Genomic DNA, 13,898 nt, shown 5'->3' on the forward strand with positions numbered 1-13,898 from the left:
TTATAAAGGTTTTGTTTGAAAGTTGGTGTGTTTGATTCAGGTCTTGGAGGTTTAACAGTAGTTCAATCTCTTGCAAACTCTTTAAAAGGGCTTGAAGTTTTTTATATAGCAGATACTTTATTTGCACCTTATGGAGAAAAAACAAAAGAACAAATTTTAAAACATAGTTTGGATATTACAAATTATTTAATAAAAGCACATGATATTGAAGCGTTAATTGTAGCTTGTAATACAGCAACATCAGCAGCAATTATAAAGCTAAGGGAAGAGTTTCCCAATTTGATTGTAATAGGAACTGAACCTGGAGTAAAACCAGCAATGCTAATAAGTGAATCTAAAAGTATTGGAGTTTTAGCTACTCCTGCTACTTTAGGTGGTGAAAAGTATCAAAAACTTTTAAAAGATTTATCTTTAGAGCATGAATTTACAGTTTATGAGCAAGCTTGCAAAGGTTTAGTAGAACAAATAGAAAATGGAAAAGTTTCCCATGTAGATACACACAAGATGTTAACTACTTGGTTAGAACCTATGAAAGAAAGAAATGTTGACACTATAGTTTTAGGTTGTACACATTATCCTTTAATTAGTCATTTAATAAAAGAGATTATGGGAGCAAATATAAAACTTATTGAGACAGGGTCAGCTATTGCAAGAAGATTAGAAAGCTTCATTTCTAATAATATAAAAGATGAAGAAACAAAAATAAAAGTCTTTTATACAGGCAAAATAAAAAAAGATATGATAGATATGATTTTAAAAAACTGGGAAGATGGTGGACAAATAATGGTAAGGGAACTACATGAGCAATAATGAGATTGAAAAAAAAGTTTTAGCATTAAAATATAGACCGAAAAGATTTGAAGATTTAGTAGGGCAGACAACAATCTCTCAAACACTTTCATTAGCATTAGATTCAAATAGACTATCACATGCTTATCTTTTTAGTGGATTAAGAGGAAGTGGTAAAACTTCAACAGCAAGAATTATGGCAAAAGCACTTCTTTGTTCAAATGGACCAACATCAAAGCCATGTGAAGTATGTGAAAATTGTCAAAGTGCAAATGCAAACAGACACTTAGATGTTATTGAAATGGATGCCGCTTCAAATAGAGGTATTGATGATATTAAAGATTTAATTGAACATACAAAATATAAACCAAGTTCTGCAAGGTTTAAAGTATTTATTATCGATGAGGTTCATATGCTTACTACACAAGCATTTAATGCCTTACTTAAAACACTTGAAGAACCTCCTGGTTTTGTAAAATTTATTCTTGCAACAACTGACCCATTAAAACTTCCTGCAACAATTTTAAGTCGTACTCAACACTTTAGATTTAATAAAATAGCAAATACTGATGTACTTCATCATCTATCTCATATTTTAAATGAAGAAAACATTGAGTTTGAAACTGAAGCAATTGATATTATTTCAAGAAGTGGGCAGGGGAGTTTAAGGGATACTTTAACCTTACTTGACCAAGCTATTATTTTCTCAAAGGGAAAAATAACAGTTGCTTCTGTTGTTGATATGTTAGGTCTTATAGAACCAGAACTTATGAATAAGATTTTTGATGTTATATTAAAAAAAGGTGATGTAAGACAATTGGTTATTGAGCTTGAAAACTATGAAGTTTCTCAAGTTTGTGATGAGATGAGTATTTATCTTAGACAAAAAATGCTTGATAAAGATGCAAGATTTGATTTATTGCTTTTTGATAGATTCTTTAGAATTTTAAGTGATGCAAAACACTTATTATCTTTAAACTCAGATGGTACTTTTGTTCTTATTTTAACTCTTTCAAAAATGATTGAAGCAACAAATTTAAAAACTATTGATGATATTATAAATCAAGTAGAAGAAGTAGAAGTTAAGCCAATGATGAAAGAGGCAATATCTATTGAAAAAGTAATGGAGCATGCAAATAATGATGTTAACCATGCTTATGATGATATGCCAGTACAATTAAATGAACAATATCATCAAAATCAACGTACTTCTGATTCTCAAAATAATGATATCTCTTTAAATTCTGTAGATGCAATTGAGACTGTAAAACCTATTGAGACTGTAGAACATCCACCAGCTCAAGAAGAAATTCAAGAAAAAGAACCAGAAATACAAGAAGATAGTTTTGCAACTCCTTTTGATGAGTTTGCAACACCTTTTGATGAACCTATTGTTGAGCAAAAAGAAGAAAAGGTAGAAGATAGTGAATCTTCTATTACAGAAAAACCAAAGCAGTTTGAAACTGAAAATGTACAAGAAATAAAAGAAGAGCTTTCTTCTACACCTTTTGAAGATACAACACCATTTGAAACTACACCTACACCTGAATCAGTTCAAGAAGAAGCAATACAAAAAGAAGAACCTCAATCACCAGTTCATGAACCAGTAAATGAGAATAATGAAGAAGTAGTTTCACAAGCATATGATCCAAATAAAGATGTTTATGAAAAACTTATAAATAAAGTTTATGAAAGAGATGTACAATTAGGGGAACTATTTGAATACAACTTTGTGTATAAATCATATGAAAATAATAAACTTCAAATAAGCTCATATGCCCAAGGAGAAGATAGAAAATTCTTACTTAAACATTATGGTGTAATTAAAATATTCATTTATGATATTTTCGGAGAAAATACAGAAATTGAATTTATAAAGGAAGACCCCTCCGCAAGAGGAGCCTAAAAATCAGAATAGTTCACAAGTAGAAGAACAAGACAATAACTCATCTGATAGTGGCTCTATGATTGAAGATGTAGAAGTGGGGTCTGGTTGTGTTGCAGATATGCAAAAAACAGCTAATCCTACTCCTTCTCAAAGGGAGTTAGAATTAAATGAGATATTAAATTCTCCTATGCTTGATAAAGCAAAGGAGCTATTACACGTTAAGAAGATAACTGTAAAAACTAGAAACTAATGAAAGGATATATATGATTTTAAAACTACTGATTCCATTGATTTTATTGCTAAGTTTTTTAAATGCAAATGACACGGAAGACAAGATATTAGAGTTTGAAGAAAAAAGATTTTCTCAAAATCCTAGAATAGAAGTAAATGATTTATCTATTTTTATGAAAAAAGAGTTATCTCAAAAAGGTTGGTATGGTTTTATTGTTGATATTAAAGCAACAATGGCAGGAAATAACGTAAATGCAAAAGATATTGTTTTTTCAAATGGTGAAGTTATTTCATCGGAACTATTTGATTTAGAAACTGGAAAATCATTAAAAGATCTAATGACACCAAAACTAACAAATAAGTATTATGATAAGAAAAGACTTATTGCAGGAAATCATAATGCAAAAGATAAGATTGTGATTTTCTCAGATCCTTTATGTCCATTTTGCATGGATTATGTGCCAGATGTAATAAAATATGTTAAAAAACATGAAGATAAAATTGCATTATACTATTATCATTTCCCACTTTTAGCACTTCATCCAGCAGCAGCACCTTTAGTAAAACTAATGGTAAAAGCAAAACATGATGGAATAGAAAATATAGAAGAAAAAATATATTCTATATTTTGGGATGAAAAATTTTCTTCAAAAGAAAAAGATGAGAGTGTTGTAATTGATGCTTTTAATAAAGAGTTTAAAACATTATATACAGAAGAAGATATAAATAGTAAAAATATAAATGAAGAGATTTTTGAAGATGTATCTATGGGTGAAAACGTTTTAGTTCAAGGTACACCAACTGTTTTTATTAATGGTGAACAAGATAAAACTAAATTAAAATATGAAGAGTTAGGAAAATAAATGAAGAAAATAACAATAGCAACAAGAAGTAGTAAACTAGCACTATGGCAAAGTGAATATGTAAAAGCAAAACTAAATGAGCACTACCCAGAACTTGAAGTTGAATTAAAAACTTTTTCTACAAAAGCAGATAAAATTTTAGATGTTCCTTTAGCAAAAATTGGAGGAAAAGGTCTTTTTACAAAAGAGTTAGAGGTTGCACTTTTAAATAAAGAAGCTGATATTGCAGTACATTCTTTAAAAGATGTTCCTGTTGAGTTTGAAGAAGGTTTTGTTTTAGCAGCTTTATCTCAAAGATTTGATCCAAGGGATGCACTTTTAAGCCAAAAGTACGCAAGTATTCAAGAACTACCTCAAAATGCAGTAGTTGGAACAACAAGTTTAAGAAGAAGACTTGAAATAAAACTGTTAAGACCTGATATTGTTTTAAAAGATTTAAGAGGAAATATTAATACTAGAATTGCAAAATTAAAAGCTGGTGAATATGATGCTATTATTTTAGCAGCAACTGGAGTACAAAAACTTCAAATTGAAGATGAAGTAAAATATTTCAAACCTATTTCAACAGAAGAGATGATTCCTTCTATGGGACAGGCAACTTTAGGTATTGAAACTTTAGATAATCCAGAATTAGTAGAGTTAGTATCTATACTACATGATAAAAATGCCGAGATTGAATCAACAATTGAAAGAGATTTTGTACGAACTTTAGAAGGTGGGTGTCAAGTTCCTATTGGAATTAAAGCAACAATTATTGATGAGAATTCTGTTGATGTAAGAGCAATTGTTGGTATGCCAGATGGAAGTGAATATATTAAAGAAGAAATTGTATCAAATATCAATGAATACAAAACAGTTGGTAAAACTTTAGCTCAAACTTTTATTGATAAAGGTGCAAAAGAGCTACTAGCTCGTGCTGAAAAAGTAGCATTTGCATAGCATTTTAAGGGGCTTTTAGCCCTTTTTGCTTATTTATTTCTCAAATTGAATAAATCCTTTCTTAAATTGTAAAATTCACTAGATTTTTCTTATATGTTTTTGTATTATTAATTATTAAATTAAGGAGATAATATGAGAATAAAAGCAGAAAATTCAATTTTTGTACAAGTTGACATCCAAGAAAAACTATTTCCACATATTTCAAATAATGAAGAGTTAGAAAAAAATCTACAGATTTTAATCAAAGGATTAAAACTACATGAGATTCCAGTTATTGTAAATGAACAATATAAAAAAGGAATTGGTGAAACGATACCAAGTATTCAAGAATTAACAAAAGATTATCCTCATTTTGAAAAAACAACATTCTCTTGTTGTGGTAATGAAGATGGATTAAATGCTATTAAAAATAGTGGGAAAGATACGGTTATTTTAGCAGGAATTGAAACACACGTATGTGTTTTACAAACAGCTATTGATTTACTTGAAGAGGGATTTAAAGTTGTATTAGTAACAGATTGTGTTAATTCAAGAAAACAAGCAGATAAAGATATGGCAATAACTAGATTGGTTCAAGCAGGGGTTGTTCCAACAACTTATGAATCATTATTATTTGAATTAACTGTAAATGCAAAACATCCTGTATTTAAAGAAATATCAAAACTTGTAAAGTAGCAAAGGCTACTTTACTTTAATTCTTTCACTTATTTATTTACTAAGGTTTACAATTTTGTTATAATATTTCCCATTAAAGGCGAAATATGAAATACCTCTTAAATCTTCTACTTCTATTTTCAGTAAGTATAAGTTTATATGCAAATAACAATGAGTACTACCAAGTTAGAGAATATTTAAAAAAAAATAATCAAGAACATATTTATAAAGAGTTCAAGCAAACGGTAAAAGAAAAAGCAAAAGCTTTAGAAAAGAAGAATAAAAAAATAAAAATTGTTCTTGTTTACCCAGGAAATCAGATTTCTGATTATTGGAGAAAGAGTAAGCTTTCTTTTGAAAAAAGATTACAAGAGTTAAATATAAATTATGAATTAATAGAGTTTTTTACAAAACCTGCTATAGAGATAAAAGAGCAATCAAAACATCTTATGGAAGCTTTGAAATTAGAACCTGACTATTTAATCTTCACATTAGATACAAGTAAACATAAAAAGTTTATTGAAAGAATTATTAGTAATAAAAAAATAAAACTTATATTACAAAATATAACAACTCCTTTAAAATCATGGGGAGAGAGACAACCTTTTCTTTATGTAGGATTTGACCATTACAAAGGAAGTATTTTATTAGCAGATTATTATATAAAACAAACTAAAGGAGAAGGTAAATATGCTGTTTTATATGGTTCTAAAGGTTATGTTAGTTTTATGAGAGGTAATAAATTTGTAGACTATATAAGAAAGAATTCAAATTTAATCCTAACAGATGAATATTATACAGATTTAAATAAAGAAAAAGCAAAAAATGCAACACTTGATTTACTTGATAGAAGTAGTGACATAAAGTTTATTTATGCATGTACAACTGATATTGCCTTAGGTGCAATAGAAGCATTAAAAGAAAAAAACTTATTAGGGAAAATAAAAATAAATGGCTGGGGTGGAGGCTCTTCTGAATTAGAAGCTATTGAAAAAGCAGAACTTGATATAACTGTTATGAGAATGAATGATGATAATGGTGTAGCGATGGCAGAAGCAGTAAAGCTTGATATTCTAAAACAACCATATAAGGTTCCAACTATATATTCTGGTAACTTTGCTATAGTAAAAAAAGGAATCAAAAAAGAAGAGTTAGAGAAACTAAAAAATAGAGCATTTAGGTATACAAAAGATGACTAAAAAAAAGTTTTCATTAACACTTATAAATAGTTTATCTATTATTATATTTTTAGTAGTTGTCTCTTTTGGTATTTCTATTTGGGCATATTTCTCTACTGAGAAAGTATTAAATCATAATTTAAAACAGTATTTCAATCAAACAATAAATCTAACAAATATTATAATAGAAAATGAAAAAAGAAATTTAGATGAAATAACATTCAAAATTAGTAAGATTCTTGTAAGAGTAGATGAAAATCAAAGTTCTTTAGGAAGATTAATAAGTGATTCCACATCAACTGATCAAGTTGATTTATTATATTTAGAAAAAAGCAATGAAATTATTAATTTTAGTAACTCTTTATTTGATACAGATTATATAATTAAAAAAATAAGTGAAAAAAGATTAAAAGAAGGGAATATCTTTTTATTAATAGAAAATAAAGATGATATATATTTGATTTTACTTAGTTCAAAAAAAATTATTAATGAAAAAACAGGAAGAGTAAAAGCAAAACTTTATGCAGGAAAAATTATAAATGATAACTTTTTTATAGTTTCAAACATTAAACAAAATGCTTCTTTAGTAGATGTTTTTATTTATTATAATGATTATCTAATAGCAACAACAGCAAAAAATGAGTTAGAAAATATCCAAAGTCTAAGAGATAAAGAGATAATAAAAGAAGATAAAAGAATTTATTTTAATGAAAAAGTTAATATTAGAAATGATGATTTCATAAATATTATATATATAATAAATAACTCATCAATCTCTTTACTCAAAAATGATTTTATAAAAGCGGGATTACTTTTACTATTTTTTGTGATAGTCTCTTTTTCTATTTTATATATATTTACTAATAGATATTTTATTAAACCTTTTTCAAAATTACTTAACTTTGCAAAGGAGTCAAAGGATAACAAATTAGTAATTTATGAACAAAGTAATATTTTAGAGTTTGATAATTTTGCAGTAAATTTAAAAGAGATTATTGATGAATTAAGAGATTTAAAAGAACAATATGCAAGAGCCATCGAGGGAGTTCAGGATGGACTTTGGGATTTAGATTTAGTAAATGATAGTGCGTATTACTCTAGAAGATATTTAGAAATGCTAGGATACAACTCTTTAGATGAAGTGGATGACATAAAAAACTTTTGGAAAAAAAGTGTTCACCCTGCTGATTATAAAAATACTTTAAAAAAGTTAGCTAGACATCTAAAAGGTGAAACAAGTTTTTATCAGGACCATTATAGATTTAAATGTAAAGATGGGTCTTATAAATGGTTAAGAATTAGAGGAAAAATATTTTTTGATATTGAAGGTAAACCTGTTAGAATGACAGGTTTTCATACTGATATTGATGAGATTATTAAACTTCAAAAAGATAATAAGAAAAAAGAACAAATGATTTATCAACAAAGTAAGTTAGCATCTATGGGAGAAATGATTGGTAATATTGCCCACCAATGGAGACAACCTTTAAATGTAATTAGTACTATATCTTCAAGTCAAATAATGCAAATTGAGCTGGATATTGATAAAAAAGAAGAGACTATAAAAAATCTAGAAAAGATAGTTAATACAGTTCAATATTTATCTACGATTATTGATAAATTTAGGAATTTCTTTAATCCAAATAAAGAACTTGAAGAGTTTAGTATAGAAGATGTAATCAAAGAAAATATCGAAATATTTGAAGCTTCATATAAATCACACGGAATATATCTTCAAACAGATTTAACACCAGTTAATATAAAAGGTTATAAGTTTGAATTAATGCAAGTAGTAATTAACCTTATTAACAATGCTAAAGATGCCATTCAAGCTAATTTAAAACCTGAAAATAAAAAGTATATTTTTATGAAGAATTATATTGAAAATGATAAAGCAATCATTAAAATATCAGATAATGCAGGTGGAATAAAAAATAGAATAAAAGATAAGATTTATGAACCATATTTTACTACAAAACATAAATCTCAAGGAACAGGATTAGGACTTTATATGTCTTCTGAAATAATCAAAAAGCATTTTAGTGGGCAAATAAATAATGAAACTATAGTATATGAATATGAAAATAATAAATATAAAGGTGAAGAGTTTACAATAATAATACCTATTGCTATAAATCAATAGGTATTAAACTCTTAATAAATATTTTCCATATTTTAAAGCCCAAGCAAAAAATAAAAGAATCCAAATAGTAGCACTTAAATGTAAGATATTCATAAATATTGTTGAATTATCTAATACTAAAATAGAAGCTGCAATTCTTGAAATAACTAATACTTGTGTTAATATAAAAAGCCACTTTGTAAATTCGTCTGCAATAATAGGCTGTGCTGGAATAGCATGACCTAAGCTAACTCTACTTCCAAAACCTATTAATAAAGTTGTCACAAAACCTAATGCAAAAATATGAAGTCCAAGCTTTAAAATAGAACCTTCTAAAAGTGACTCTAAAAATATTCCTAAAAAACCTAATGGAAACCATGCAAAACCTATTACTAAAATCTGTAAAATAGCACTTGTTTTTTTAAACATATTAAGTTTTATAAATACATATGTAAAGAATAGAAATGATAGAAGTGAGCTAATCATAATAAGAGGTTTTAACTCAAACTGTAAAGCAATAGCAACAGTTGTAATAAGTATAAAAGACACTGGCTTTATAAATTTAGGTTTTTGCCAAGGGTTGATTTTTGTATAGGTAAAATAAAATCCTGGAATCATTCGTAAGGCTACAAAATATACCATATTGATTAGATAAGTAAAAAATATTAGATATGATAAGTCTAAGCTAAATACTGCATCAAAAGTAAGAAGAACTGCTCCTAATGTAAATATAGAGTTTAAATAAATACTATCTTCTTTTATTAAAGCTTTTCCTTCTTTAATAGTAGAATAAAAGATTTTAGCAAAATAGAACATTACTATAGCAACAATTAGTTTTCCTACAAGGGGATTAATTAATAAACTTATGAAAAAGGCAACTTGTAAAATAATCCAAGGTTTAACATATAATTCTTCTTTGATTGGTAATGAAGCATTATATTTAGGTATTACAGTAATTAAAAAACCTAAAAAAGCATTTGTAAATACTGCATAATTTAATCCAAAACCATGAATTGTAGAAAATTCTAAAGAAAGCTTACCCATTAAAGAGAATAAAGTCATAATCATAATAAAAATAGCAAAAAAGATTGCACTTACAAAAAACATTTGATGAGGTTGAGAATAAAATCTTTCTTTCCAAGATTGTTTTAAAATTTGTGGATTCGGAGAAGTTGAAAATTGCATATTGCATCCTAAATAATTTTAGGAAGTATTACATAAAAAGAACAGTAATTTGTTGATTTTAATCAATAAAAAAAGGTCTGAATATAAAACTCAGACCTTTTTGGATAAATATATTGGCTAATTAAACGTCCATAGTACCAGCAGGTACATGTACATCACCATCCATGATGATTCTTGCACTTCTACTCATACTAGCTTTTTCTACAATATATTTTCCATCTTTTTGTGATAACGTTGCTCCAACTTTGATTGCCCCTGAAGGATGACCAAAAGTAACTGTATCTTTCTCTCCTCCACCAGCAGCAAGGTTAACTAAAGTTCCTGGAATACAAGCAGCAACACCAATTGCAACTGAAGCTGTACCCATCATAGCATGATGTAATTGTTGCATAGAAAGTGCTCTAACATGTAAATCCATTTCATTGGCTTTAACTTCTTTTCCTGAAGAAGTAATAAAGTCTTGAGCAGGAGATACAAAAGCAATTTTTGGAGTATGTTGTTGAGTTAATGCATCTTCCTCACTTTTCATAACACCCATTTTAAGAGCACCTGCAATTCTAATCTTTTCAAATTTTTCTAAGGCAACAGTGTCAGAGTTAATATCCCCTTGAAGTTCTGTTCCTTTGTATCCAATTTCATCTGCATTAACAAATACAGTTGGAATACCAGCAGTAATCATAGTTGCTTTTAATGTTCCTATCCCTTCAACTTCTAAATCATCTACTAAATTTCCAGTAGGAAATAGTTCTTCAGATGGGTCAACAGGTTCTACAAACTCTAATTTAATCTCTTCAGCAGGGAAAGCAACACCATCAATTTCATAATCACCCATTTCTTTAACCATTCCGTCTTCCATAGTTACATAACAAAGAATAGTTTTTTTGATATTTGCTTGCCAGATTCTTACACAACAAACTCCATTTTCTGGAACATTATTAACTAAACCTTCTTTAATAGCAAAAGGTCCAACTGCACTTGAAAGGTTTCCACAGTTTCCACTCATATCTACAAAATCTTTGTCAATTGCAACTTGGCAGAAGTAATAATCTACATCATGATTAGGAATATCTGATTTTCCAACTAAAATAGCTTTAGAAGTAGATGAAGAAGCTCCACCCATACCATCCATTTGTTTTTTATAAATATCAGGACTTCCTACAATTCTTTGTAATAATTTATCTCTTTTTCTTGAATCATTTTTTGCTTCTTCTGGAAGATCTGCTATATTAAAGAAAGTACCCTTTGAAGTACCACCTCTCATATATGTAGCTTTTACTTTAAATTGTGGTTTATAAGCCATAAATTTCCCTTTTAATTTAAATATTTATAGAAAAATCTATATTAATTCTTCTATAAATATTTAAAAAAGAGGAGAACCTCTTTTTTAAATTTAAATGTTATTCTTACTTAGTTTCAGCAACAACATCTTTAGCGAATTTTTGTAAAATACCACCATTTTTGTAAACTTCAACTTCAGCAGAAGTATCTAATCTACAAAGTACAGTAAACTCTACTTTTTCACCATTTGCTCTAGTCATTTCAACTTTTAAATCACATCTTGGAGTAATATCACCAATAATATCGAATGTTTCAGAACCGTCAATATTAAATGTGTGTCTATTTTCACCTTCTTTAAATTGTAATGGTAATACACCCATTCCTACAAGGTTTGTTCTATGGATTCTTTCAATTGATTCAGCAATTAAAACTTCAACACCAGCTAATCTTACACCTTTAGCTGCCCAGTCTCTTGATGAACCTTGACCATAGTTTGTACCAGCAATGATAATAAGTGGTTGCTTTCTATTGTTATACTCTTCAATAGCTTCCCACATTCTTGATTCTTTACCTTCAGGCATAATCTTAGTTAATGAACCTTGTTTAACATTTCCATTTTCATCTTTAACCATTTCGTTAAATAGTTTTGGATTTGCTAAAGTAGCTCTACTTGCTGTATTGTGATCACCTCTATGCGTTGCATAAGAGTTTAAATCTTCAACAGGTAATCCCATTTTTAAACAATACTCACCAGAAGCTGAATCTGGTAAAATTGCATTTGATGGAGATAAGTGGTCTGTTGTTATGTTATCAGGGAATACACCAAGTGGTCTTAAACCTTTTAATGCTGGCATACTCATATACTCATCTTCCCAATAAGGTGGCTTTTGAATATAAGTTGAGTTTGGATTCCATTTATAGAATGGCTCAGCTTTAACAGCAGTAATTCCATCTCTATTAAACATTGGTTCATAGATGTCATTATACATTTCTGGTCTAACATACTCTTTTTCAACTTTATCAATCTCTTCATCTGATGGCCATAAGTCAGCTAACTTAATATCGTTACCATCTTTATCTTTGCCTAATACATCATTTTCAATATCAAATCTTACAGTTCCTGCTAATGCATATGCAATAACAAGTGCAGGAGATGCTAAGAATGCTTCTTTTACGTATGGGTGGATTCTTCCATCAAAGTTTCTGTTTCCAGATAATACAGCAGTTGAGTAGATATCTCTATCAATTACTTCTTGTTGGATTTTTGGATCTAAAGCACCTGACATACCGTTACAAGTAGTACATGCAAAACCAACTACACCGAATCCTAATTTTTCCATTTCAGGTAATAATCCAGCTTCTTTTAAATAAACTTCAATTACTTTTGAACCTGGTGCTAATGAAGATTTAACCCATGGTTTTCTTTCTAATCCAAGTTCATTTGCTTTTTTAGCTAAAAGTCCAGCTGCAATAACATTTCTTGGGTTAGAAGTATTTGTACAAGAAGTAATAGCAGCAATTAAAATACCACCATCTGGAATGAAGTCACCTTCTTGAGTCCACTCTTTTACAATTCCTTCATCTCTAAGTGTTGAAGTTGGAACTAATTTATGAGGTTTAGAAGGACCAGCTAGTGATCTAGTTACTTTAGATAAGTCAAACTGAATAGTTCTTGCATATGTAGCATTCTCAAATTGATTAGCCCATAAACCATTTGCTTTAGCATAAGCTTCAACTAATTCACATTGTTTTTGCTCTCTACCTGTTACTTTTAAGTAAGAGATTGTTTGCTCATCAATTGCAAACATACCAGCACTTGCACCATATTCAGGAGTCATATTTGCAATAGTTGCTCTATCTCCAAGATTTAAGTATTTAATACCAGGTCCAAAGAATTCTAAATATGCTGAAATTACATCGTTTTCTCTTAAAAATGAAGTCATAGCAAGTGCAATATCAGTTGCAGTAATACCAGCAGCTCTTTCACCAACAATTTCAACACCGATGATTTCAGGAACTCTCATATATGAAGGGTTTCCAAGCATTACATTTTCAGCTTCTAATCCACCAACACCAACAGCGATTACACCAAGTGCATCTACGTGAGGAGTATGTGAGTCAGTACCAACTAATGTATCAGGACTTGCAACACCATCATTTAAGTGTACAACTGGAGACATTTTCTCAAGGTTAATTTGGTGCATAATACCATTACCTGGAGGAATAACATCTACATTATTAAATGCTTCTTTAGTCCAGTTAATAAAGTGGAATCTATCTGCATTTCTTCTATCTTCGATATCTCTATTTTTTTGGAATGCATCTGGGTCAAATCCACCACACTCTACTGCTAAAGAGTGGTCAACGATTAATTGTGTTGGAACAACTGGATTAACTTTATCTGGATTTCCTCCTCTAGAAGCAACTGCTTCTCTAAGACCAGCTAAGTCAACAAATGCAGTAAGTCCTAAGATATCATGACAGATTACTCTTGATGGATACCAAGGGAAATCTTTATCTGTTCTTTTTTCAATTAATTGAATAAGTGAATCTTTTAAGTCTTCACTAGGACATTTTCTAATTAAGTTCTCTGCTAAAACTCTTGAAGTATAGTTTAGTTTTTCGAATGAACCAGGAGTAATATCTTCTACCGCTGATTTAACATCATAATATTTAACACCATCTACACCATCAAGGTCTTTAAGATATTTTTCATTTGTCATATTATTTATACCTATTTTTAAATTTTCTCTATAAAAAATAAAAGCCAT

Annotated in this window: 11 protein-coding genes; 8 read left to right on the plus strand and 3 right to left on the minus strand. The window is 28.9% G+C overall.

What is annotated here, in order from left to right; translation table 11 throughout:
• Nucleotides 1–15: 15 nt before the first annotated feature.
• The 8 genes from murI to CRV01_RS02025 all read left to right on the plus strand — a co-directional run bounded on the left by murI (nucleotide 16) and on the right by CRV01_RS02025 (nucleotide 8,685).
• The gene (murI, locus tag CRV01_RS01995; RefSeq protein WP_129006552.1) at nucleotides 16–810 is read left to right on the plus strand and encodes a glutamate racemase; all 795 of its coding nucleotides are present in this window, start codon (nucleotides 16–18) and stop codon (nucleotides 808–810) included.
• Nucleotides 800–2,695 (plus strand): DNA polymerase III subunit gamma/tau, encoded by a 1,896-nt coding sequence (locus CRV01_RS02000; protein WP_258238286.1) that lies wholly within the window; start codon nucleotides 800–802, stop codon nucleotides 2,693–2,695. The genes murI and CRV01_RS02000 overlap by 11 nt, the downstream gene beginning before the upstream one ends.
• A gap of 58 nt (nucleotides 2,696–2,753) precedes the next feature.
• Nucleotides 2,754–2,927 carry a hypothetical protein gene (locus CRV01_RS13805; protein ID WP_258238287.1) on the plus strand — a complete coding sequence of 58 codons (174 nt, stop codon included), beginning with the start codon at nucleotides 2,754–2,756 and terminating at the stop codon, nucleotides 2,925–2,927.
• Nucleotides 2,928–2,940: 13 nt separating this feature from the next.
• Nucleotides 2,941–3,771, plus strand: coding sequence for a thioredoxin domain-containing protein (locus CRV01_RS02005; RefSeq protein WP_129006554.1), 831 nt, complete (start codon nucleotides 2,941–2,943; stop codon nucleotides 3,769–3,771).
• A complete protein-coding gene (hemC, locus tag CRV01_RS02010; protein WP_129006556.1) occupies nucleotides 3,772–4,710 on the plus strand; it encodes a hydroxymethylbilane synthase in 939 nt (312 codons plus the stop codon).
• A 132-nt stretch (nucleotides 4,711–4,842) separates the two neighbouring features.
• Nucleotides 4,843–5,385 (plus strand): hydrolase, encoded by a 543-nt coding sequence (locus tag CRV01_RS02015; RefSeq protein WP_129006558.1) that lies wholly within the window; start codon nucleotides 4,843–4,845, stop codon nucleotides 5,383–5,385.
• 86 nt (nucleotides 5,386–5,471) lie between these two features.
• On the plus strand, nucleotides 5,472–6,563 hold the full coding sequence (locus CRV01_RS02020; protein WP_129006560.1) for a substrate-binding domain-containing protein: 1,092 nt from the start codon (nucleotides 5,472–5,474) through the stop codon (nucleotides 6,561–6,563).
• Nucleotides 6,556–8,685 carry a PAS domain-containing protein gene (locus CRV01_RS02025; RefSeq protein ID WP_129006562.1) on the plus strand — a complete coding sequence of 710 codons (2,130 nt, stop codon included), beginning with the start codon at nucleotides 6,556–6,558 and terminating at the stop codon, nucleotides 8,683–8,685. Before CRV01_RS02020 ends, CRV01_RS02025 begins: the two co-directional genes overlap by 8 nt.
• A 3-nt stretch (nucleotides 8,686–8,688) precedes the next feature.
• Here CRV01_RS02025 and CRV01_RS02030 read toward each other — a convergent pair whose 3' ends face one another.
• The 3 genes from CRV01_RS02030 to acnD all read right to left on the minus strand — a co-directional run bounded on the left by CRV01_RS02030 (nucleotide 8,689) and on the right by acnD (nucleotide 13,850).
• Nucleotides 8,689–9,849 carry an NnrS family protein gene (locus tag CRV01_RS02030; protein ID WP_129006564.1) on the minus strand — a complete coding sequence of 387 codons (1,161 nt, stop codon included), beginning with the start codon at nucleotides 9,847–9,849 and terminating at the stop codon, nucleotides 8,689–8,691.
• A 121-nt stretch (nucleotides 9,850–9,970) separates the two neighbouring features.
• On the minus strand, nucleotides 9,971–11,149 hold the full coding sequence (prpF, locus tag CRV01_RS02035) for a 2-methylaconitate cis-trans isomerase PrpF (protein ID WP_129006566.1): 1,179 nt from the start codon (nucleotides 11,147–11,149) through the stop codon (nucleotides 9,971–9,973).
• Nucleotides 11,150–11,252: 103 nt separating this feature from the next.
• Entirely contained in the window at nucleotides 11,253–13,850 is a 2,598-nt protein-coding gene (gene acnD, locus CRV01_RS02040; protein ID WP_129006568.1) for a Fe/S-dependent 2-methylisocitrate dehydratase AcnD, read from the minus strand.
• Nucleotides 13,851–13,898 lie beyond the last annotated feature (48 nt).

The organism is Arcobacter sp. CECT 8983, from assembly GCF_004118855.1.
Taxonomy (GTDB): domain Bacteria; phylum Campylobacterota; class Campylobacteria; order Campylobacterales; family Arcobacteraceae; genus Halarcobacter.

Coding starts and splice junctions, on each gene's coding strand:
- CRV01_RS02000 (WP_258238286.1), top strand. CDS start 800: ATGAGCAATAATGAGATTGAAAAAAAAGTTTTAGCATTAAAATATAGA.
- CRV01_RS13805 (WP_258238287.1), top strand. CDS start 2,754: ATGATTGAAGATGTAGAAGTGGGGTCTGGTTGTGTTGCAGATATGCAA.
- CRV01_RS02005 (WP_129006554.1), top strand. CDS start 2,941: ATGATTTTAAAACTACTGATTCCATTGATTTTATTGCTAAGTTTTTTA.
- hemC (WP_129006556.1), top strand. CDS start 3,772: ATGAAGAAAATAACAATAGCAACAAGAAGTAGTAAACTAGCACTATGG.
- CRV01_RS02015 (WP_129006558.1), top strand. CDS start 4,843: ATGAGAATAAAAGCAGAAAATTCAATTTTTGTACAAGTTGACATCCAA.
- CRV01_RS02020 (WP_129006560.1), top strand. CDS start 5,472: ATGAAATACCTCTTAAATCTTCTACTTCTATTTTCAGTAAGTATAAGT.
- CRV01_RS02025 (WP_129006562.1), top strand. CDS start 6,556: ATGACTAAAAAAAAGTTTTCATTAACACTTATAAATAGTTTATCTATT.
- CRV01_RS02030 (WP_129006564.1), bottom strand. CDS start 9,849: ATGCAATTTTCAACTTCTCCGAATCCACAAATTTTAAAACAATCTTGG.
- prpF (WP_129006566.1), bottom strand. CDS start 11,149: ATGGCTTATAAACCACAATTTAAAGTAAAAGCTACATATATGAGAGGT.
- acnD (WP_129006568.1), bottom strand. CDS start 13,850: ATGACAAATGAAAAATATCTTAAAGACCTTGATGGTGTAGATGGTGTT.